Annotated in this window: 22 protein-coding genes; 10 read left to right on the plus strand and 12 right to left on the minus strand. The window is 71.2% G+C overall.

From position 1 onward, the window contains the following. Positions 1–56: 56 nt before the first annotated feature. Positions 57–698, minus strand: coding sequence for a DUF6758 family protein (locus tag IF54_RS0120375; RefSeq protein WP_030320645.1), 642 nt, complete (start codon positions 696–698; stop codon positions 57–59). 183 nt (positions 699–881) lie between these two features. Between IF54_RS0120375 and IF54_RS0120380 the strand changes: the two genes are divergently transcribed. Next, positions 882–2,105 carry an MFS transporter gene (locus IF54_RS0120380; RefSeq protein ID WP_030320646.1) on the plus strand — a complete coding sequence of 408 codons (1,224 nt, stop codon included), beginning with the start codon at positions 882–884 and terminating at the stop codon, positions 2,103–2,105. 41 nt (positions 2,106–2,146) lie between these two features. Here the strand turns inward: IF54_RS0120380 and IF54_RS0120385 are convergent, their stop codons facing one another. Further along, positions 2,147–2,731, minus strand: a complete 585-nt coding sequence (locus IF54_RS0120385; protein WP_030320647.1) for a suppressor of fused domain protein — start codon at positions 2,729–2,731, stop codon at positions 2,147–2,149. A 520-nt stretch (positions 2,732–3,251) separates the two neighbouring features. Here IF54_RS0120385 and IF54_RS0120390 point away from each other — a divergent pair. Together IF54_RS0120390 and IF54_RS0120395 are read left to right on the plus strand one after the other, a co-directional pair. Further along, positions 3,252–4,370 (plus strand): magnesium and cobalt transport protein CorA, encoded by a 1,119-nt coding sequence (locus IF54_RS0120390; RefSeq protein ID WP_030320648.1) that lies wholly within the window; start codon positions 3,252–3,254, stop codon positions 4,368–4,370. A gap of 10 nt (positions 4,371–4,380) precedes the next feature. Further along, complete coding sequence (locus tag IF54_RS0120395; protein ID WP_030320649.1) at positions 4,381–4,893, plus strand: hypothetical protein; 513 nt, start codon at positions 4,381–4,383, stop codon at positions 4,891–4,893. Between the two features lie 42 nt (positions 4,894–4,935). Here IF54_RS0120395 and IF54_RS0120400 read toward each other — a convergent pair whose 3' ends face one another. After that, entirely contained in the window at positions 4,936–5,682 is a 747-nt protein-coding gene (locus IF54_RS0120400) for a hypothetical protein (RefSeq protein ID WP_030320652.1), read from the minus strand. A gap of 202 nt (positions 5,683–5,884) precedes the next feature. On the opposite strand from IF54_RS0120400, the gene IF54_RS0120405 reads away from it, so the two are divergent. The 4 genes from IF54_RS0120405 to IF54_RS0120420 are packed head-to-tail and all read left to right on the plus strand — an operon-like array spanning position 5,885 to position 10,901. Beyond that, positions 5,885–7,162, plus strand: coding sequence for a magnesium transporter MgtE N-terminal domain-containing protein (locus tag IF54_RS0120405; RefSeq protein ID WP_030320654.1), 1,278 nt, complete (start codon positions 5,885–5,887; stop codon positions 7,160–7,162). Further along, the gene (locus IF54_RS0120410; protein ID WP_030320656.1) at positions 7,152–7,754 is read left to right on the plus strand and encodes a DUF1003 domain-containing protein; all 603 of its coding nucleotides are present in this window, start codon (positions 7,152–7,154) and stop codon (positions 7,752–7,754) included. The genes IF54_RS0120405 and IF54_RS0120410 overlap by 11 nt, the downstream gene beginning before the upstream one ends. 43 nt (positions 7,755–7,797) lie before the next feature. Continuing rightward, a complete protein-coding gene (locus IF54_RS0120415; RefSeq protein ID WP_030320658.1) occupies positions 7,798–8,931 on the plus strand; it encodes an Mrp/NBP35 family ATP-binding protein in 1,134 nt (377 codons plus the stop codon). Between the two features lie 47 nt (positions 8,932–8,978). Next, positions 8,979–10,901 carry a glycosyltransferase family 2 protein gene (locus tag IF54_RS0120420; RefSeq protein ID WP_030320661.1) on the plus strand — a complete coding sequence of 641 codons (1,923 nt, stop codon included), beginning with the start codon at positions 8,979–8,981 and terminating at the stop codon, positions 10,899–10,901. 59 nt (positions 10,902–10,960) lie between these two features. Here the strand turns inward: IF54_RS0120420 and IF54_RS0120425 are convergent, their stop codons facing one another. From IF54_RS0120425 to sigE, 5 genes are all read right to left on the minus strand, one after another. Beyond that, the gene (locus IF54_RS0120425; RefSeq protein ID WP_020136764.1) at positions 10,961–11,626 is read right to left on the minus strand and encodes a hypothetical protein; all 666 of its coding nucleotides are present in this window, start codon (positions 11,624–11,626) and stop codon (positions 10,961–10,963) included. A 317-nt stretch (positions 11,627–11,943) separates the two neighbouring features. Next, positions 11,944–12,387: a sec-independent translocase gene (locus IF54_RS0120430; RefSeq protein WP_030320664.1), complete on the minus strand. Its 444-nt coding sequence runs from the start codon at positions 12,385–12,387 to the stop codon at positions 11,944–11,946. A 179-nt stretch (positions 12,388–12,566) separates the two neighbouring features. Next, entirely contained in the window at positions 12,567–14,195 is a 1,629-nt protein-coding gene (locus IF54_RS0120435; protein WP_030320666.1) for a S1C family serine protease, read from the minus strand. A 103-nt stretch (positions 14,196–14,298) separates the two neighbouring features. Beyond that, a complete protein-coding gene (locus IF54_RS0120440) occupies positions 14,299–15,258 on the minus strand; it encodes an anti-sigma factor family protein (RefSeq protein ID WP_030320668.1) in 960 nt (319 codons plus the stop codon). Further along, positions 15,255–15,953: an RNA polymerase sigma factor SigE gene (gene sigE, locus IF54_RS0120445; protein ID WP_020136768.1), complete on the minus strand. Its 699-nt coding sequence runs from the start codon at positions 15,951–15,953 to the stop codon at positions 15,255–15,257. The genes IF54_RS0120440 and sigE overlap by 4 nt, the downstream gene beginning before the upstream one ends. Positions 15,954–16,254: 301 nt before the next feature. Between sigE and IF54_RS0120450 the strand changes: the two genes are divergently transcribed. After that, positions 16,255–16,887, plus strand: a complete 633-nt coding sequence (locus IF54_RS0120450) for an O-methyltransferase (RefSeq protein WP_078852051.1) — start codon at positions 16,255–16,257, stop codon at positions 16,885–16,887. A gap of 152 nt (positions 16,888–17,039) precedes the next feature. Here IF54_RS0120450 and IF54_RS41305 read toward each other — a convergent pair whose 3' ends face one another. Next, on the minus strand, positions 17,040–17,207 hold the full coding sequence (locus IF54_RS41305; protein WP_003966491.1) for a DUF3117 domain-containing protein: 168 nt from the start codon (positions 17,205–17,207) through the stop codon (positions 17,040–17,042). A 357-nt stretch (positions 17,208–17,564) separates the two neighbouring features. Between IF54_RS41305 and IF54_RS0120460 the strand changes: the two genes are divergently transcribed. Next, positions 17,565–18,356 carry an enoyl-CoA hydratase/isomerase family protein gene (locus IF54_RS0120460; RefSeq protein ID WP_030320673.1) on the plus strand — a complete coding sequence of 264 codons (792 nt, stop codon included), beginning with the start codon at positions 17,565–17,567 and terminating at the stop codon, positions 18,354–18,356. A 35-nt stretch (positions 18,357–18,391) separates the two neighbouring features. Here the strand turns inward: IF54_RS0120460 and IF54_RS0120465 are convergent, their stop codons facing one another. Together IF54_RS0120465 and IF54_RS0120470 are read right to left on the minus strand one after the other, a co-directional pair. Continuing rightward, a complete protein-coding gene (locus tag IF54_RS0120465) occupies positions 18,392–18,967 on the minus strand; it encodes a DNA-3-methyladenine glycosylase I (protein WP_030320679.1) in 576 nt (191 codons plus the stop codon). Beyond that, complete coding sequence (locus IF54_RS0120470) at positions 18,964–19,317, minus strand: DivIVA domain-containing protein (RefSeq protein ID WP_030320682.1); 354 nt, start codon at positions 19,315–19,317, stop codon at positions 18,964–18,966. Before IF54_RS0120470 ends, IF54_RS0120465 begins: the two co-directional genes overlap by 4 nt. A gap of 174 nt (positions 19,318–19,491) precedes the next feature. Here IF54_RS0120470 and folP point away from each other — a divergent pair, with 174 nt between their 5' ends. Next, entirely contained in the window at positions 19,492–20,352 is an 861-nt protein-coding gene (folP, locus tag IF54_RS0120475) for a dihydropteroate synthase (protein ID WP_030320683.1), read from the plus strand. An 88-nt stretch (positions 20,353–20,440) separates the two neighbouring features. On the opposite strand, the gene IF54_RS0120480 is transcribed toward folP, so the two are convergent. Next, positions 20,441–21,199, minus strand: a complete 759-nt coding sequence (locus tag IF54_RS0120480) for a TIGR00730 family Rossman fold protein (RefSeq protein ID WP_030320685.1) — start codon at positions 21,197–21,199, stop codon at positions 20,441–20,443. Positions 21,200–21,224: the final 25 nt, after the last annotated feature.

Consider the following 21,224-nt stretch of genomic DNA (forward strand, 5'->3'; position numbering starts at 1 on the left):
TGTCACATCCGCAGCGGGGGTGCGCCCCCTACAGCCGCAGGGCCGCGCCCCCTGAGTCAGGGCTTCAGCAGGCGCGGCGACAGCGCTCCGCAGGGCACCAGCTCCAGCTCCGCCCCGGCGTCCCGCAGATCGGTCAGCACCAGTTCGTCGTACATCAGGAGCCCGGACTGCTCGGGCCAGACGACCGCCCACAACCACAGGCCGAGCGCCTCCCCGGCGAAGACCGCCCGGTCGTCCGGCACCCCCGCCACATGCCACAGCGGAGTCGGCCGCCCCGCGGCCAGCACCTTCGCCTGCGCCGGTTTCTCCACGCTCATGTACGGCCCCGGGTCCGGCCCGTCGAGCCCCGCGTACCGCGCCCCGAGTCCGACCCCGAGTTCCTCGGCGACGAGAATCAGCTCGCCGACGCCCCCGAGCGGGCCGGGGCCCGTGCACGCCACCGCCGTGGCACGGCCGCCGCTGCGGTCGTCGCCCGCGCAGGCCACGCCCGTGAACAGCCAGCCGACCGGCAGCGGCCAGGGCATCCACACCGGTACCTGCGTGCGGTGCACCACGACACCGAGGGCCTCGACGCTGGGCGGTATCACGGGCTGCACCGGATGCACGGTCCCGTGCACATCGCACTGCCAGCTATCGGCGAAGAGTCCGGGAGCCCTGACCCGGCCACCACACTTCGGGCAACTGGGTTCGCCCCTCATAGGGCCCCACGGTCCTACCCTCGCCCCGCCACGTCAAGGACGATCACCCGTCCGGTCGGAAGCGGTGCGTCCCGGCATCGTCGACCAAGATTAGATGTAGTTTGCATTTATTAGCCGCTCTAACTTAGTGTGTGTATATACCAACCATCATCGGGAAGCCCCGTCGAGAGTGGAGGAAAGACCATGGACCCCTTCGATGCGGGAGCCGGCGGCATCCTGCGCCAGCCGAAGGCCGTGTGGGCGACGGCGGGTGCGTCCGTCGTCGCCTTCATGGGTATCGGACTCGTGGACCCGATCCTGCCGTCGATCGCCAAGGGCCTGGACGCCACGGCGAGCCAGGTCTCCCTCCTGTTCACCTCGTACTTCCTGATCACCGCGATCGCCATGCTGGTCACCGGCTTCGTCTCCAGCCGCATCGGCGGCAGGAAGACCCTGCTGCTCGGCCTCGCCCTCGTCGTGGTCTTCGCCGGACTCGCCGGCACCTCGGGCTCGGTCGGTGAACTGGTCGGCTTCCGGGCCGGCTGGGGCCTGGGCAACGCCCTGTTCGTCTCGACCGCCCTCGCCGTCATCGTCGGCGCTGCGGCCGGCGGCAGCGCGGCGGCGATCCTGCTGTACGAGTCCGCCCTCGGCCTCGGCATGGCGTGCGGCCCGCTGCTCGGCGCCCTGCTCGGCGACGCCAGCTGGCGCTACCCGTTCTTCGGCACGGCCTTCCTGATGGCGATCGGCTTCCTGTGCATCACCGTGTTCCTGAAGGAGCAGCCGAAGCCGGTCCGCAAGACGTCCCTGCTCGACCCGCTCAAGGCGCTCGGCCACGGCGGTCTCGCCTCGGCGGCCGTCTCGTCCTTCTTCTACAACTACACGTTCTTCACCGTGCTGGCCTTCACCCCGTTCGTGCTGGACATGACCCCGTACAAGTCGGGTGCCGTGTTCTTCGCCTGGGGTGTGCTGCTCGCCGTGTTCTCGGTGTTCGCCGCGCCGCGCCTCCAGGAGCGGTTCGGCTCGCTGAAGGTGCTCGGCGGCTCGCTGGTCCTGCTCGCGGCCGACGTGCTCGTCCTCGGCTACGGCAACCACACCGCGGCCATCGTCTGCACGATCCTGTCCGGTGCCTTCATCGGCGTGAACAACACCGTCTACACGGAGCTGGCCCTCGGCGTGTCGGACGCCCCGCGGCCCGTGGCGAGCGCCGGCTACAACTTCGTGCGCTGGTTCGCGGCCGCGGCGGCGCCCTACTTCGCGCCGAAGATCGAGGAGTGGACCGACATCCGCATCCCGTTCGTGGTGGCGGCGGTGACCGCGGTGCTGGGCGCGCTCGTAGTCGTCGTACGGCGGAAGGCGCTCACGCACGAGGCGGAGGAGCTGGAGCCGAGGCACGCCGTGGAGGACAGTGTCACGGTGTTCGCCAACTGACCTTTTACGGCCACCACTTGGTGAGCTTGCTCACGCGGCTCTCAGTCCAGCGGGACGGATTTCCGGGACGGGTCCCGGAGGTCCGTCCCGTGCGTCAGCCAGCGCTCCTGGAGGGCCTGGGCGCCGTGGACGCGCTTCCAGGCGGCCTCGTTGGGGGTCATCGGGAGCAGCGGCAGGAAGTGCACCGGGTCGAGGGGCTCGTCGAGCTCCAGGTCCTCGACCAGACCGCCGGGCTCGGCGACCAGGACCGAGGTGAACGGGGCGCCGGGCCACAGCGGTTCGCCCACGTCGAGCGAGGCGCCCGGGGCCACGACCACGCCCTCGACCTGCGGGGACGCGGCGAGCACGGCGAGCGGGCGGAGCACCTTGTCGGTCTCGGCGAGCCCTGCCCGCACGGAGAGGACCAGTTCGGCGCGCGGGCCCTTGACCGGGTCGGCGAGCATCGCGGTGGGGTCGCTCATCGGCTGCGCGGACATGCCGAGGGTGGCGTAGCGGACGACGTCCCCGTCGGTGAAGCGGAGCACCTCGATGCGGTCCGTACCGAGGAAGGTGACCGCCGCGCGCGCGTCCGGCTCGCCCAGCGCGCCGCGCAACCGGGCCTCGACCAGAGGAAGAACATCTGCCATGCGGCGAGCATAGAACTCGTCAGTACCGGGCAAAGCAGCGCCTTGACACTTCGGGCTGCTGCTAGTCTGGCCCGGTCGTCGGGGCAGCACGCAGAAGCGTCGCGCATCGAGTCCCGACGCCTGTGAGACTCCCTAACGGGAATGGATCGTCCCTTACGAGGGACCGGCCGGAGGAGGTGGGGCTGTCATGGATCGAAGTCGACCTGGTAGTACCACTCGTTCTTCCGGCCGCTGATGCAGCTCTGTGACGTCCGGCAACCGCCGCCTCTCACGTTCGCGTCTTCGTGCGGAAGAGCACTTCGTTCGTTTTGCCTGATCACTTTGATCACTCTGATCGCCGCAGTAGCTGAGTCAGTAACGAAGTCCGCCACCGCGATGGTGCGGTGCTCCCCGCTTTGTGGACGTGCCAAACACCCTTCCCCTGCCTCAAGGGCGGGGACACCCCTTGCAGGACGTCCTCATTCCGGGTAGTTCCACCCGTCGCCGGGGCCCTTTGTTGCCCGTCACGAAGGAGCCTGCCATGTCGATGATCCGTGACCTGCGTGCCGCCGTGCGCCCGTCGCGTCCCTCGCTGCGCAAGGACACCGGCGCGTACGACGCGACGCGCGACCCCTCGACTCCTTCCGCCGTCGTCGACTGCGCGGTCTACCGCGACGGCCGGCGTGTGGAGACCGACTGCCAGCTGAGCCCGCACGACGCGATGCGCCAGGTGCGCCGCGACGGCGGGTTCGTGTGGATCGGGCTGCACGAGCCGAGCGAGGCCGAATTCTCCGGCATCGCAAGCGAGTTCGGGCTGCACCCGCTCGCCGTCGAGGACGCCGTACAGGCCCACCAGCGGCCCAAGCTGGAGCGCTACGACGACTCCCTGTTCACCGTGTTCAAGACCATCCACTACGTCGAGCACGACGAACTCACCGCCAACAGCGAGATCGTCGAGACCGGCGAGGTCATGTGCTTCACCGGCCGGGACTTCTTCATCACCGTCCGGCACGGCGGCCAGGGCTCCCTCAGGGCGCTTCGCCACCGCCTCCAGGACGACCCGGAGCTGCTCGCCAAGGGCCCCTCGGCGGTGCTGCACTCCATCGCCGACCACGTCGTCGACGGCTATGTGGCGGTCGCCGACGCGGTGCAGGACGACATCGACGAGGTGGAGACCGAGGTGTTCACCCCGGGGCGCGGCGGCAAGGTGTCGCGCGGTGTCGACTCGGCGCGGATCTACCAGCTCAAGCGTGAGGTGCTGGAGTTCAAGCGGGCCGTGGCCCCGCTGCTGCGGCCCATGCAGCTGCTCAGCGAGCGGCCGATGCGGCTCGTGGACCCCGACATCCAGAAGTACTTCCGCGATGTCGCCGACCACCTCGTCCGGGTCCAGGAGCAGGTCCTCGGCTTCGACGAGCTCCTCAACTCGATCCTCCAGGCCAACCTCGCGCAGGCGTCCGTCGCCCAGAACGAGGACATGCGGAAGATCACGTCCTGGGCCGCGATCGTCGCCGTACCGACGATGGTGTGCGGGGTCTACGGCATGAACTTCGACTACATGCCGGAGACGCACTGGCGGTTCGGCTACCCCGTGATCATGGCGATCACCGGTGTCATCTGCATGGGCATCCACCGCACCCTCAAGCGCAACGGCTGGCTCTAGAGTGGGCGCCATGACCAGCGAGCTGCTCGACCGCGCCCTTGTGGAAGAGGCCACCAAGAAGTCCGGCCTCGTCTGGGTCCAGGGGCCCGGCTCGCCGGCTCGCGCGCTGTGGCACGTGTGGCATGAGGGTGCCGCGTGTCTGGTCGGGGACGGGCCCGGGGAGCAGCCGCTGCCGGGGCTGGTCGACTCAGGCACCGCCGAGGTGACCGTCCGCAGCAAGGACAAGGGGGGCCGGCTGGTCTCCTGGGCGGCCCGGGTCGTGGAGTTGCCGCCGGGGTCCGAGGCGTGGGAGGCGGCGGTCGGCGAGCTGAAGGGCAAGCGGCTGAACGCCCCGGACGGCGAGGCGATGACGGACCGTTGGGCGCGTGAGTGCCGGGTACTGCGGCTGGAACCCACCGGGGTCGTGGGGTCGCTGCCCGACGGCGACCTGGCCGAACCGCCGCTGCCGACACCGGCGACCACGCGAGAACCGATCCCGGCCGGGCTGCCCCGGCTGCTCCTGAAGCGCCGCAAACGCGGCTAGGCCGCGCGTTCGAGGCACCGCGCGGCCAGCAGGCATGCGCTCCTAGGACGTCGGCAGCTGCTTGCCGTAGTCCACCGTCTCGTCCTTCGCCGGCTCGGTCAGGGGGAACTTCTTGCCCCAGGCCGAGAAGGTCAATGTGCCCGCGCCGCCCGCGCGGGCCAGGCGCAGCGGGTACGGCTGCCCCTCCAGGGAGACGTCCAGCGTGCCTCCGTCGCCCCTGTCGCCCGTGATGCGGATCGTGCGGGTACCCGCCTGCTCGTGGTGGCCGTCGGTGTCCAGACTGCCGTGCAGCGTCAGAAGCCCGTCGAGGAGAACGTCCTTGTCCGTGAAACCGCTGAACTTCTTGTACGCCGGGTCGCCCGACGGCACCTTCACGTACTTGCCGTCGAGCTTGTCGGCGGCCGCGTCGGTGTCGTCGCCCTTGCCGTCCTCCTGGGCCCAGAAACCCGCGTCGGCCTTCAGATACAGCTTCTCGCCGATCCGCAGCAGCTGGAAGGTGGCTCCCTCGGCGGTGACCGAGCCGGAGCCGCCTGCGGAACTCAGGCGCATGTCGAGCTTGTACGTACGGCCGCTGGTGACCACGTTCCCGGACAGGCGCAGTGCGTCGGCCGCGCCGGCGGCCGCCCGGCTCTTCGCCTGGATCTGCTCGGCGGGCAGCTTGCCGACGCCGTTGGTGCCCGCGTCGGGGTCCTCGCTGCATCCCGTGAGCCCCGTGCCCGTCACCACCAGGGCGCACACCGCGCCCGCCAGTACGGTCCTGCGGGTTCGGTCCCGGGCGATCGCGGTCACAGGTGGGGCTGCCTCTCCGACGACGGTCCTTCAGCGTGGTACGGCAGCGTACCGGGGCTCGGACCCCCGGGCGGAGCCGGACCGTCCGGACCCCTCACCAGGGCGTATCCGATCGGTACGGGCTAGCCTTAAGCCCTCCCGAGCGGGCAATCCGGACAAGGAACGCCGAACGAATCACCCTGTACGCAAAGGAAGCACAGCCATGGCAGCGGGAGCCCCCCGGATCTTCGTCTCGCACCTCGCCGGTGTCGCCGTCTTCGATCCCAACGGCGATCAGGTGGGCAGGGTGCGCGACCTGGTGGTCGTGCTGCGCGTCGGGCGCAGGCCGCCCCGGGTGCTCGGCCTGGTCGTCGAACTGTCCACCAGGCGCCGCATCTTCCTGCCCATGACCCGGGTGACGAGCATCGAGTCCGGCCAGGTCATCACCACCGGCGTGCTCAACGTCCGCCGCTTCGAGCAACGGCCCACCGAGCGCCTGGTCTTCGGTGAACTGCTGGACCGGCGGGTCACCCTGGTCGAGTCCGACGAGCAGGTCACCGTCCTCGACATCTCGGTGCAGCAGCTGCCGGCCCGCCGGGACTGGGAGATCGACCGGGTCTTCGTCCGCAAGGGCGGCAAGGGCGGGGCGTTCCGGCGCAAGGGCGAGGCGCTGACCGTCGAGTGGTCCGCGGTCACCGGCTTCACGCTGGAGGAGCAGGGACAGGGCGCGGAGAGCCTGCTGGCCACCTTCGAGCAGCTGCGCGCCGCCGACCTCGCCAACGTCCTGCACCACCTCTCCGCCAAGCGCCGCGCCGAGGTGGCGGCCGCCCTCGACGACGACCGCCTGGCCGACGTGCTGGAGGAGCTCCCCGAGGACGACCAGATCGAGATCCTCGGCAAGCTGAAGGAGGAGCGGGCCGCGGACGTCCTGGAGGCCATGGACCCGGACGACGCGGCCGACCTGCTCTCCGAGCTGCCCACGGAGGAGCAGGAGCGGCTGCTGAGCCTGATGCAGCCGGGCGACGCGGCCGACATGCGGCGCCTGATGGCCTACGAGGAGCACACGGCCGGCGGTCTGATGACGACCGAGCCGATCGTGCTACGGCCCGACGCGACCGTCGCCGACGCGCTCGCCCGCGTCCGCAACCCCGACCTCTCCCCCGCGCTCGCCGCCCAGGTGTACGTGTGCCGGGCGCCCGACGAGACCCCGACCGGCAAGTACCTGGGCACGGTCCACTTCCAGCGGCTGCTGCGCGACCCCCCGTACACGCTGGTCAGCTCAATGGTGGACGACGACCTCCAGGCGCTGGACCCGGACGCGACGCTGCCGGTCATCGCCGGGTTCTTCGCGACGTACGACATGGTCGCGGCACCCGTGGTCGACGACTCGGGTTCGCTGCTCGGCGCGGTGACCGTGGACGACGTGCTCGACCACATGCTGCCCGAGGACTGGCGGGAGACGGAGTTCGACGCGGAGGGGGCGGCCCACCATGACGCCTGAGCGCGAGAGCTCGAACCGCGAGCGCGGCGGGCCGGCCGGGGCCACCGCGGCGAGCCGCACCCGTGCCCGCCTCGACCAGCCGCGTCCGCCGCGACGCAGGCTGCTGCCCGAATGGGACCCGGAGGCCTTCGGACGCCTGTCCGAGCGGATCGCCCGCTTCCTCGGCACCGGCCGGTTCATCGTCTGGATGACGGTCGTCATCATCGCGTGGGTGCTGTGGAACATCTTCGCGCCCGGCGACCTGCGCTTCGACAACTACCCGTTCATCTTCCTCACGCTGATGCTCTCCCTCCAGGCCTCCTACGCCGCCCCGCTGATCCTGCTCGCGCAGAACCGGCAGGACGACCGGGACCGGGTCAACCTGGAGCAGGACCGCAAGCAGAACGAGCGGTCGATCGCGGACACCGAGTACCTGACCCGCGAGATCGCCGCGCTGCGGATCGGCCTCGGGGAGGTGGCGACCCGCGACTGGATCCGCTCCGAACTCCAGGACCTGATGAAGGAGCTGGAGTCCCGGCAGCACGACGGGCACGTCGTATTCCCGGCAGAACGGTCGGATCGGCCGTCGGCACGTGACGTAGACGACCGTTGATGACCGTGTGGGCGGCCCTGTACGGCGCCGTACCATCGTCTGTATGGCTAGCGAAGACGCGGTGCGCGAGGCACTGGCGACGGTGAACGACCCCGAGATCAACCGGCCCATCACGGAACTCGGGATGGTCAAGTCGGTCGAGATCGGGGCGGACGGGGCGGTCGCGGTCACCGTGTACCTGACGGTCTCCGGCTGCCCGATGCGCGAGACGATCACGCAGCGCGTGACGGACGCGGTCGCGGCGGTGGACGGCGTCACGCGCGTCGACGTGACGCTGGACGTGATGAGCGACGAGCAGCGCAAGGAGCTGGCTACGGCCCTGCGCGGCGGCCAGACCGAGCGCGAGGTCCCGTTCGCCAAGCCCGGCTCGCTGACCCGCGTCTACGCGGTCGCCTCCGGCAAGGGCGGCGTCGGCAAGTCCTCGGTCACGGTGAACCTGGCGGCGGCGATGGCTGCCGACGGCCTCAAGGTGGGCGTGGTCGACGCCGACATCTACGGCCACTCGGTGCCGCGCATGCTGGGCGCGGACGGCAGCCCGACCCAGGTCGAGAACATGATCATGCCGCCGTCGGCAAACGGCGTGAAGGTCATCTCGATCGGCATGTTCACCCCGGGCAACGCGCCGGTGGTCTGGCGCGGCCCGATGCTGCACCGGGCTTTGCAGCAGTTCCTGGCGGACGTGTACTGGGGCGACCTGGACGTCCTGCTCCTGGACCTGCCCCCGGGCACCGGCGACATCGCGATCTCGGTGGCGCAGCTGGTCCCGAACGCGGAGATCCTGGTCGTGACGACCCCGCAGCAGGCGGCCGCGGAGGTCGCCGAGCGCGCCGGCTCGATCGCGGTCCAGACCCACCAGAAGATCGTCGGCGTGGTGGAGAACATGTCCGGCCTCCCCTGCCCGCACTGCGGCGAGATGGTGGACGTCTTCGGCACGGGCGGCGGCCAGTCGGTCGCGGACGGCCTCACCCGCACGACGGGCGCCACGGTCCCGGTCCTCGGCTCCATCCCGATCGACGTCCGCCTGCGCGAGGGCGGCGACGAGGGCAAGCCGGTGGTGCTGAGCGACCCGGACTCCCCGGCGGGGGCCGCACTGCGGGGGATCGCGGGGAAGCTGGGCGGACGTCAGCGGGGGCTTTCGGGGCTTTCGCTGGGGATCACGCCGCGGAACAAGTTCTGAGACGCACATGACAGAAGGCATTCCAGGGGCCGGGTAGGGTCCGTGGAATGCCGAGAGTCAAAGTCAGCGTCGTCGTCCCCGTCTACAACACCGGGAAGTACGTCGACGAGTGCGCGCCGTCGCTGCTGGGGCAGAGTCTGCCCGCCGACGAGTACGAGGTCATCTACGTCGACGACGGATCGACGGACGACACGCTGACCCGGCTGGAGAAGATCGCCGCCACGCACTCGAACGTCCAGGTGCACACCCGGCCGAACTCCGGCTGGCCGGGCGCGCCCCGCAACCTCGGCATGCGGCACGCCAAGGGCGAGTACATCCAGTTCGTCGACCACGACGACATGCTCGGGCCCGAGGCCCTGGAGCGGTTGTACGAGCACGCCAAGCGCAACGACGCCGACGTGGTGCTCGGGAAGATGTCGAGCACCATGGTGCGGCCCCGGCGGCTGTTCCGTAACACGGTGGACGCCTGCACCATCGAGAACGACGAGCTCATGCAGAGCATGTCCCCGCACAAGATGTTCCGGCGGGCCTTCGTCGAGGAGCACGGCCTCCGGTTCCCCGAGGGGCCCTGGATCCTCGAGGACCTGGCCTTCGTCAGCGCCGCCTACCTGAAGGCCGAGCGCATCTCGATCCTCGCCGACTACCCCTGCTACTACTGGATGAAGCGGGACGACGGCGGCAACAACACCCAGCACCGCTTCAACCCGCGCCACGGCTTCTGGGACAACTGCCGCACCATCGTGCGCCGGATCAAGGACGGCACGGCCCCCTCCGAGGACGTGGACGCGCTCCAGAACCGCCTCCTGCACCGGCTGTACCACGTGGAGGTCCTCTCCCGGACCCGCGAGCCCGAGATCCTCCGTGAAGACCCCGCCCAGCAGCGCGAGCGCTTCGACGCGGCTCGGCGGCTGGCGCTGGAGGAGTTCCCCCCGGCCGTACGCGAGGGCCTGCCCGTCGTGTCGCGGCTGCGGGCCGAGCTGCTGGAGGCCGGGGACTTCGACGGGGCCGTGGCGCTCGCCGAGCGGGTGCGTGAGGTCAAGGCCCGCAGCACCGTCGGGGAGTTGCGGTGGGCGGACGGGCGGCTCGTCGCCGACGTCACGCTGGAGCTGCTGCGCGGGGACGGTGAGCCGCTGGTGCTCGTCGAGCGGGACGGAAAGCAGTGGCTGGACCCGGAGCTGCTGGCCGGGGTGCCCGGGACCGAGGACGGCTGGGAGGTCCTCGACCCGTTCCGGCTGGCGTACGCCGAGCTGGTCGTCAAGGACCGGGACCGGGAGGACTGGTGGTACCCGGAGGGAGACCTGGAGGTGCGGCTCGAGCCCGCCGGTGCGGGGCGGTCGCGGCTCGTCGCGTCCGGGCGGCTCGGCCTGGACCCCGAACGGCTCGCGGGCGGACGGCCGTTGGAGCGCGGTGTGCACGACGTGTGGGCCTTCGTCCAGCTGCTGGGCATCGACCGGATGGTCCGCCTGACCGGCGACGGCACGCCGGGTGCCCCGGCCGCGGGCCCGGCGCTGACCGGCGGGCGGCTCGCGCTGCCGTACTGGACCGGCAGCGGCCAGCTGGCCCTCGACGTGGACCAGCGTCAGCGCAGACTCGGTTCCGACACGGCCGGTGCCGCCGCGGCGAACACCGCGCGCGGTGAGCGGTCGTTGCCGTTGCCGTACGTGGCGGCGAGCCCGGAGAGCACCCCGGCCCGCGTCAAGGTCACCGTGTCCGCGCTGACGGTGGACGCCGAGCTGATCGGGGGGACGACGGCCGGACTGCGGCTCCCCGGCCGCCTCAAGCTCCCGACCGGGCGTCACCCGGTCACGTTCCCGAAGACCGACGCCCCGGTCGCATACGCCGTCGTCCGGGACGGCGCCCTGCTGCGGCTGGAGGGTCCGGCCCACGAGACCGGCGCCGGCCGTCGACTGCTCGACGCGGTCGCCGACAACCGCCAGGTCCGGCGGGTACGGCGGCGACTGGGCCGCTAGGACCGCCGTCCAGGACAGGTGTGGGGCACCGCTCGGGTCCGCGGTGCCCCTTCGTCCTGCTACTCGTACGCCGAGATGTCCTTGATCATCGCGAACCCGAGTCCGTACGCGCTCATGCCTCTTCCGTACGCCCCCACGTGCACCCCCTCCTGGGTGGAGCCCGCGAGGACCCAGCCGAACTCCGACTCCCGGTAGTGGAAGGGCGTGGGCACGCCGTCCACCGGCAGGGACAGGGTCGACCAGTCGGATCCCTCCAGGTCGTCCGCCAGGACCCAGGCCGTCTCGGTCTGCTGGTCCAGCCAGTCGTCGCGCAGGGAGTGGTCCATCTGCCCGGGCCAGGTGAAGGACAGCAGGCCCACCCCGGCCAGCCAGGCGGCGGAGGAGACCGAGGTGGCCTCCAGCAGCCCGGTGCCGTCCGCACTCCTGCGGGACGGGTTCGCGGCGACGGTCACCACGACCGCGAACTTCTCCTTCGGCTCCCCCGTGGACCCCGCCTCGTTCTTCACGGAGGGCTCGTCACCGTGTCCGATCGAGCCGTGCTCGACGGCCCCGTCGGCCGAGGTGCCGACCTGCATCAGCCAGCGCGGTCCCGTGAAGGCCTCGTCGAGGCCGTACCAGGGGAAGGGCGCCTGAAGGTAGCCGTCGACCGTGCGCCGGGCGGAGGGGACCTGCTGTCCGCTCTCCGCGGCCGGCGCCTGCGCGACCGTCCCGCTCGTCGTCTCCATGTGCCGGACGCCTCCTACTAGCTCTCGTCGGACCGGACCGGCCCCGCCCCCCTTCGGGCGGCGTCGCTGGATCGCGTACGGCCCGCACAACAACTCGGCAGCATATCCACACCGCTCCGAGCTGCTGGGAAACCGCCCGGCGCGCGAGGCATACGGGGGGTGGGTTCAGGCCCTCAGGGGTGCCGACCGACTATGAAACGCGTCACGTGCCGGGCGTACGACAGCGAGAGGCGCCCGCGAGCGGAAGGGCTCGGCAGGCGCCTGCCGGTGAGGAGACGTAAGGCGGAGGAGCGTCCGCGTCCGATGGCGCGTATGGCTCAGGTGGCGTCCGCGTCGAAGGGCGGACGGTCGTCCTTGCCGTTCTCCTCGGGCTTCTTGGTCATGTCGATCCGGCCGCCGGAGGAGGACGACGAAGAGGAGGACGCGGACGACGAGGTGTCGGTGCTGTGCACCGCGTCGGTGACCTCGGCCATCTCCTTCTTCAGGTCGAAGCCGTTGCGGATCTCCTTGAGCCCCAGCTCGTCGTTGTCCAGCTGCTTGCGGATGAACGTCTTGGGGTTGAGGTCCTCGAACTCGAAGTCCTTGAACTCCGGGCCCAGCTCCGAGCGGATGTCCTGCTTGGCGCTCTCCGAGAACTCGCGGATCTTGCGGATGGTCCGCATGACGTCCTGGATGACCTTCGGGAGCTTGTCCGGACCGAAGACGAGCACGGCGAGGACAACGAGCGTGATCAGCTCGAGCGGTCCTATGTCATTGAACACCTGAAGCTCCTTGGGGTCCGGGCCAGGACCACGGTACCTGCCGTTCCCGTATGACCGGTACTGTCCCGCGGGCTCCGGGCGCGGGTCCGTGAACGGTTTTCCGGGATGTTTGCCATGTGGGACGGGATTCGCAGCGGTCCCTGTGAGGTTCGTGTCGATCGGCGAGCGTCGGGCGTGCGTCAGCTGCCTTCCGAGGAACCAAGGGTCAGCGTGACCGTGAACTCCCTGCCGGCCCGCTCCAGGGTGAGGCGGAGGAGGTCGCCGGGGCGGTGGGCACGGGTCCTGACGATGAGTTCGTCACCGGAGTGGACCGGCCGGCCGTCGACTCCGGTGATCACGTCACCCGCCTTGAGCCCGGCCTTCTCACCGGGCCCTCCCTCGCTCACCGCGGGTCCGCCACCCCGTCCCCTGCTCCCTACGCGGGCGCCGTCGCCGGTGTAGCCCATGTCGAGGGTGACACCGATGACGGGGTGGGTGGCCCGACCGGTGTTGATCAGCTCTTCCGCGACCCGCTTGGCCTGGTTGACGGGGATGGCGAAACCGAGACCTATGGAGCCTGCCTGGCCGCTCTCGGAGCCGGTTCCCTGACCGGCCGAACGGATCGCGGAGTTGATGCCGACGACCCTGGCCCGGGAGTCGAGCAGGGGGCCGCCGGAGTTGCCGGGGTTGATGGGCGCGTCGGTCTGGAGGGCATCGACGTACGACACGTCGCCGCCGTCCCCGCCTTCGCCGCCGGCGGTGATGGGCCGTTCCTTCGCGCTGATGATGCCGGAGGTGACGGTGCCCTCCAGGTCGAAGGGGGCGCCGATCGCGACAACGGGGTCGCCGACCCGGACGTTGTCGGAGTTGCCGAGGGGCAGCGGCCGCAGCCCCCGGACCCCGGTCACCTTGACGACGGCGAGGTCGTAGCCGCTGTCCCGCCCCACGACGGTGGCCTTGGCGGTGTCCCCGCTCTGGAAGGTCACCGATATCTCGCCGTCGGACCCGGCGGGCTCGACGACGTGGTTGTTGGTCAGGATGTGCCCGAGACCGTCCAGCACGAAGCCGGTTCCGGTGCCGGACTCCGCCGTGCCGCGCACATGCAGGGTCACCACGCTGGGCAGAGCCTGCGCGGCGATCCCGGCGACCGTCCCGGGCGCGCGTTCACCGGACTCCCGCCCGGCCTGCGGCAACTCCACGACACCGCCCTCGACCCGGTTCCGCTCCAGATACACCCCTACGGCCCCTCCCACCCCGCCGGCCACGAGCGCGAGCAGGACGGCCCCGGTCAGCAGGGCGTGCCGGGTCCGCCGACTTCCTTGGTCCTTGGTGGGGACGGCGGCACCGCTCTGCTGGAAGGGGGCGGGGGCCCAGGGGTCGTAGTTCTGCCAGGGGGCCGAGGGAGCGGGAGCCGAGTCGTCCGCCGGGGCGGGCAGGTCGTCCGACGGCGGTGTCGACGTGCCGCCCTGCGGGGATACGGTCGCCGGGTGCTGCACCGGCGGGGCGGGAGCCCAAGGGCCCGGTACGCCGTACGGCGGGGTGTCGTTGGAGCTGGAGCCGATGTCCTGCGACGGCTCGGGACGGTCCGTGACGGGCTCGGCGGCACCCGCCTGCGGCGGCGCAAGCTCGAAGTCACCGTCGGGCGTCGGCGCAACCGACCCCGTGTCGAAGCTCCCGCCCGGAGCCCCCAGCTCGAAGTCCCCGTCGGAAGGCGTCGCCGCGTCAGACCCCGGCGTGTCCTGCGGGGCGTCGGGCTCCCCCGGACCGAAACCCTCCCGCCCCCGAGGCCGGCTCCACCATGTCGACTTCGTGAGCTTCCCCTGGTCCACGCGATCCCCCCAACACACACCCACAGCTGACCCGCCGCGTCCGCGGCGCGCCGACCTCTCTGTGGATTCAACCAGGTTCACGCGCCCCGGAGCAGGGCGCCGGTCAGCGGGCGGAGGCGGGGGGCGTCGGCGCTGACGTGTCCGGGGGGACGGGTGCGGCGAGAAGGCCGGTGGCGGTCAGGTCCGGCGTGGGGGACAGGGACGTCAGGGTGAGCGGCGGGGTCTCGCTGAGCGGACGTATGAGCGGGGACATGGCGGCGGCACCCGCGACCACAGGAGCCGTGAGGGTGTGCAGCGCGGCCTGCTGGACCTGGGCGGGGATACCCGGCAGCAGCGGAGCGGAGACCTCGGTGGGGGCGACCGGGGTGTCGCCCAGTGCCCGCTGCCCCTGTTCCTGCGCGACCAGGGGGCCCACGCCACGCCGACGCTGGTTCTCCGGCACCGCCGCTCCCGTGCCCGGGGCGCGCGCCGGGGTGACGTTGCTGCCGGCCCCGCGGGCCTCGGTGTCGCCCGGCACGCCGGTGGTGACGCCGCCCAGCGCGATCGCGGCCAGCGACACCGCCCCGGCGGCGACGAACGCGATCCTCATCCCGCGCGAGGCGGAGCGCTCGGCCTCGTGGCGGCTGACGTCATGGATGCGGAAACCCCGGCCTGCGGCGGGCGGAAGCACCCCCGCGTGCGTGCCTGCGGGGACGTAGTCGAACTCGAAGCGATCGCCACGTCTTACCCCGAAGGCCCCGGCGCCGGGTCGTCCCGACAGTCCCCCGATGCCTCCCCCGCCGAACGGCGAGCTGTCGCCGTCCTCCGGATCACCTCCGGGCAGCCCCTGGAGGCGGGCGAGGAAGCTCTCGGAGGGCGGCGGCGGAGCGGCCTCCGCGAAGACGTTCTTCAGGCGGCGCTGGGCGTCCGCCTCCGCCTTGCACTTCGCGCAGGTGGCGAGATGCGCGAGGACACGCTCACGCGTGGCATGACCGAGCTCGCCGTCCACCAGGGCGGCGAGTCGGTCTCCCAGATGCTGGTCCGCGAGGCTTCCCTCGCCGGGTTTGGGCAGTGATCCACTCACGCGGTCGCGCCCCCTCCTCCCAGCGCGGGGACCCGGGCCATGAAGGAACGGCGCTCGGCGCGGGCCTCCGGGGAACGGTGGGCGAGGGCCTTGCGCAGCTGGGAACGGCCGCGGTGGATCCTCGAGCGCACGGTGCCCAGCTTGACGCCCAGGGTCGCGGCGATCTCCTCGTACGACAGTCCCTCGATGTCGCACAGGACGACCGCGGCGCGGAACTCCGGCGCGAGGGTGTCGAGGGCCTGCTGGACGTCCGCGTCGAAGTGGGCGTCGTTGAAGACCTGCTGGGGCGAGGGCTCGCGGCTGGGCAGTCGCTCGGCCGCGTCCTCACCGAGGGCGTCGAAGCGGATGCGCTGCTTGCGGCGGACCATGTCCAGGAAGAGGTTGGTGGTGATGCGGTGCAGCCAGCCCTCGAAGGTGCCCGGGGTGTACGTGGACAGCGAACGGAAGACGCGGACGAAGACCTCCTGCGTGAGGTCCTCGGCGTCGTGCTGGTTGCCGGTGAGGCGGTAGGCGAGGCGGTAGACGCGGCCGCTGTGCGTGCTGACGATCTCCTCCCAGGTGGGCGGAGTCCACGCCTGCCCATCCGCGTCGGTGGCGAAGGTCGCGGTCTGGGCGTAGTCGCCGGCGTGGCTGTGGTCAGCGGTGTCGTTCACGGATTTCGGCCTGCCCGCCGATCCGAGGAAGCGCCGCAGCACTCCCCCACGATCCCCAGGCGCGGCCGCACCTCCCCTGTCGGCTCTGGTTGTCTCCAGTGGAGCCCCTACCATAGCCACCTCGCCCGTTAGCTCCGGATAAGCGGTTTTACGAGAATTTGATCTGGGCTGATACCACTCGGTCCCCTGCGTCAGCAGTTGCTCGAGGGCCTGCTCGTCATCGTGATCCAACTGTGTCCCCCCGGGTGCGTCTCCACCCCTCTAAACGCCCGGTCCCATCTGCGGGTTCCCGACGCCAACGGATACAGTCACGCCCAGGCAACCACGGGGCAAGGAGAGGGCCATTACCGCCAACCGGCAGACGAGCTGGGCGTTCGCCGACGCCTACGTCGCCGAGGACGAAGTGCTGCTCTGGGCCCGCGACCGGGCCCGTGAGGCGGGGCTGCGCTCGGTGTCGCCCGGCACGGGCGCGGCGCTGCGGTTGCTGGCGGCCTCCGTGGACGCGAAGGCGGTGGCCGAGATCGGCACCGGCACCGGCGTCTCCGGCATCCATCTGCTGTACGGCATGCGCCCCGACGGGGTGCTGACCACCGTCGACCCCGAGCCGGAGCACCAGCAGTTCGCCCGCCAGGCCTTCCGCGCCTGCGGTTTCGCCAGCAACCGGGCCCGCTTCATCCCGGGCCGTGCGCTGGACGTCCTGCCCCGTCTCGCCGACGCGGGCTATGACCTGGTGTTCTGTGACGGCGACCGGCAGGAGGTCATGGACTATCTCGCTGAATCGTTGCGCCTGCTGCGTACGGGTGGCCTCGTGGTCTTCGAGGGCGTCTTCGCCAACGGCCGCACGGTGGACTCGGGACCGCAGCCCACGGAAGTGCTGCGGCTGAGGGAACTGCTGCGGGCCGTCCGCGAGACCCAGGAGCTGCTTCCGTCACTGCTGCCGGTCGGCGACGGGCTGCTCTGCGCCGTCAAGCGGTAGCGATACCGGTCTCACCGTCGGTTTCCTTGTCGGCAGCTTCGGGAGCAGCCGCTTCCGGCCCGTACCGCCATCCGGGTGTCCGTCCGGGCAGACCGCTGCCCCGGCACCTCAGGAGATGCCGGGGCAGCCGAAAGGGTATGGTCGCTTCCGCGTCAGCCGACGACCTTCTTGAGGGCGTCGCCGAGCGCGTCGGCCTCGTCAGGGGTCAGCTCGACGACGAGCCGACCGCCGCCTTCGAGCGGAACGCGCATGACGATGCCCCGCCCCTCCTTGGTCACCTCGAGCGGGCCATCGCCCGTCCGCGGCTTCATGGCCGCCATGCTCGTTCCCCTTCCTGAAACCAGCTCATCGCCAAAGCCGACGGCCCTGGAGGGCACGCGCGTCAAAGTGGGACACGCGACACCGGCATCGAACACATTGCTTCCAGGCCATTATCCCGCATCGCGGGACCCGATGACCAACATCAGTCGGCATCGCTTGGGCAACGCGCGCGAGCAAAACCACTCAATTCGGCGATGTGGCTGCGATACTCCGCCACCGCGCGGATCCGGACCCGCTGTGAACGCTCCCGAATTCTTTGACGCAGGTCACACGTCCGGTCCGGTCCCCGGACGACGATCTCCGCCATGCTGTGCTGTGGACATCGGGTCCATCGGACGCAGCGGAGGGGATACGCCATGACCGACACCGTGCTCTACGAGGTGAGCGACGGACTCGCGACGATCACGCTGAACCGCCCCGAGGCGATGAACGCGCTGAACATCGCCACGAAGGTCGCTCTGCGGGAGGCGGTCGAGTCGGCGGCGCAGGACGACGCCGTACGGGCCGTGCTGCTGACCGCGGCCGGGGAGCGGGCGTTCTGCGTGGGCCAGGACCTCAAGGAGCACATCGGGCTGCTGGCCGACGGCTCGACGGAGGTCATGAGCACGGTCAAGGAGCACTACAACCCGGTGGTGCGCGCCCTGACCGAGATGCCCAAGCCGGTGGTGGCCGGGGTGAACGGGGTCGCGGCGGGCGCCGGCTTCGGGATCGCGCTCGCGGCCGACTACCGGGTGGCGGCGGACACCGCGGCCTTCAACACGTCGTTCGCCGGGGTGGCGCTGACCGCGGACTCCGGCATCTCGTGGACGCTCCCGCGGGTGGTGGGGCCGGGCCGCGCCGCCGACCTGCTGCTCTTCCCCCGGACCATGTCGGCCCGCGACGCGCACGACCTCGGGATCGTGAACCGTCTGGTGCCGTCCACCGATCTGCCCGCGGAGGCGGAGAAGGTGGCGCGGGCGCTGGCCTCGGGGCCGACGGTGGCGTACGGGGCGATCAAGGAGTCGCTGGCCTACGGGGCCACCCACACCCTGTCGGAGACCCTGGACAAGGAGGACGAGCTCCAGACCCGGGCCGGGGCTTCCGAGGACCACGCGATCGCCGTACGGGCGTTCGTGAACAAGCAGGTGCCCGAGTACCTGGGCCGCTAGGCACCCGAGTCCTCGGCCTGTACCCAGGCCAGGGCTCAGCCCGTTCGCGCGACGCACGTCTCCAGGTGGTCGTCCACCAGTCCGCAGGCCTGCATCAGGGCGTACGCCGTCGTGGGGCCCACGAAGCGCAGGCCGCGCTTCTTCAGGGCCTTGGACAGGGCCGTGGACTCCGGGGTGACCGCCGGGACGTCACCGAGCGTCTTCGGGGCCGGGCGCGAGGCCGGCGCGTGGGACCAGATCAGCTCGTCCAGCTCCCCCGGGGTCCACTCCGCCAGCACGCGCGCGTTGGCCAGCGTCGCGTCGACCTTCGCGCGGTTGCGGATGATCCCGGGGTCCAGGAGCAGGCGCTCGCGGTCGGACTCGTCGAAGGCCGCCACCTTGGCGATCTCGAAGCCCGCGAAGGCCGCCCGGAAGGTCTCGCGGCGGCGCAGGATCGTGATCCAGGACAGGCCGGACTGGAAGGCCTCCAGGCTGAGGCGTTCGTACAGGGCGTCGTCGCCGTGGACCGGGCGGCCCCACTCCTCGTCGTGGTACGCCACGTAGTCCGGGGTGGACAGCGCCCAGGGGCAGCGCAGCGCGCCGTCCGGGCCCGCGAGGGCGGCGCCGGTCACCGCTGCTCCTCGTGGCCGTGGTCCGGCTTCTCCATGCTCACGTGGGCGGTGGCCTGGGCTCCTGCCAGCGCGGACTCCAGGTCGGCGATCCGGGCGTCCCGCTCGGCGAGTTCGGCGCCGAGCCGGCTGAGGGCGTCGTCGACGTCGGTCATGCGGTAGCCGCGGGCGGCCAGCGGGAAGCGCAGGTTGTCGATGTCGGCGCGGTCCACCGGGCGGTCGGGCGGCAGGGGGTCCTGGAGCCGCTCGGGGGCGACGTCGGGCAGCGGACCGTCGCTGTCGCCGCCGCCCACCACGGCGAGCGTCACCGCGGCGACCACGACCGCGAGCGCGATGACCAGGAACAAGAACATAACCATCGCTGAGGTCCCCATGGTCCCTGCCGGCGGCCGGCCGCCGGCGTCGAATGTGTCAGGGTCCGATCGTGCCATGCGAGTCTGACAGTTAGGGTCGCAGGCGGCCGCGGAAGCCGAAGACACAGACGGCTGAAGCCGACAACACAGACGTGGGAAGTGAGGTCACAGGGGATGCTCAGGCTGGGCAGGCGCTCCTTCGCGGCGCACGAGCCGGTGATCATGGCGATCGTGAACCGGACCCCCGACTCCTTCTACGACCAGGGGGCCACGTTCCTCGACGAGCCCGCGCTCGCGCGCGTGGAGCAGGCGGTGGCCGAGGGCGCCGCCATCGTCGACATCGGCGGGGTCAAGGCCGGGCCCGGGGAAGAGGTGTCCGCCGAGGAGGAGGCGCGACGGACCGTGGGGTTCGTGGCGGAGGTTCGGCGGCGGTTCCCCGACGTGATCATCAGCGTCGACACCTGGCGGGCGTCCGTCGGCGAGGCGGTGTGCGAGGCGGGGGCGGATCTGCTGAACGACGCGTGGGGCGGGGTCGATCCGGGCCTCGCGGAGGTCGCGGCGCGGTACGGGGTGGGGCTGGTGTGCACGCACGCGGGGGGCGCGGAGCCGCGCACCCGGCCGCACCGGGTGACGTACGACGACGTCATGGCGGACATCCTGCGGGTCACCGTGGGACTGGCGGAGCGGGCGGTCTCGCTCGGGGTGCCCCGGGAGTCGGTGCTGATCGATCCCGGGCACGACTTCGGGAAGAACACGCGGCACAGCCTGGAGGCGACGCGGCGGCTCGGGGAGATGGTCTCCACCGGGTGGCCGGTGCTGGTGTCGCTGTCCAACAAGGACTTCGTCGGCGAGACGCTGGACAAGCCGGTGAAGGAACGGGTGGTCGGGACGCTGGCGACGACGGCGGTGTCGGCGTGGCTGGGGGCGCAGGTGTACCGGGTGCACGAGGTCGCGGAGACCCGGCAGGTACTGGACATGGTGGCGTCGATCGCGGGGCACCGGCCGCCGGCGGTCGCGCGTCGGGGTCTGGCGTAGGACCCTTTTCGCCCCCGCTCCTCGAACGCCGGAGGGGCTGCATTGCCCCTCCGGCATCGCCCTCCAGCGCTCCGAGCCCCCGCAAGGGCTACCGCCCCGCCTCCTTCGACACCAGCGCCACCGCCTCGTCCACGTCGTCCGTCACGTGGAACAGGAGCAGGTCCTTCTCCGAGGCCTTGCCCTGAGCGACCAGGGTGTTCTTGAGCCAGTCGACCAGGCCGCCCCAGTACGCGCTGCCGAACAGCACGATCGGGAAGCGGGTGACCTTCTGGGTCTGGACCAGGGTCAGGGCCTCGAAGAGCTCGTCGAGGGTGCCGAGGCCGCCCGGGAGGACGACGAAGCCCTGCGCGTACTTCACGAACATCATCTTGCGCACGAAGAAGTAGCGGAAGTTGAGGCCGATGTCGACGTACGGGTTGAGCCCCTGCTCGAAAGGCAGCTCGATGCCGAGGCCTACCGACGTGCCCTTGGCCTCGCAGGCGCCCTTGTTGGCCGCTTCCATGGCGCCCGGGCCGCCGCCGGTGATGACCGCGAAGCCGGCCTCCACCAGGCCTCGCCCCAGCTTCACGCCCGCCTCGTACTCCGGGGAGTCGGCCGGTGTCCGCGCCGAGCCGAACACGCTGATCGCGGGCGGGAGTTCGGCGAGGGTGCCGAAGCCCTCGATGAACTCCGACTGGATGCGCAGCACGCGCCAGGGGTCGGTGTGGACCCAGTCCGAGGGGCCGCCCGCGTCCAGCAGGCGCTGGTCGGTCGTGCTCGCCGTGACCTGGTCCCGCCTGCGGAGGACCGGTCCCAGGCGCTGCTCCTCCGGCGGCTGCTTCTTGCCCTCGGGGTTCCCGGTAGCCATGTGCGCTCCCTCCGCTTGCCTGGTC

Source organism: Streptomyces sp. NRRL B-3229 (assembly GCF_000719505.1).
Classification (GTDB): domain Bacteria; phylum Actinomycetota; class Actinomycetes; order Streptomycetales; family Streptomycetaceae; genus Streptomyces; species Streptomyces griseorubiginosus.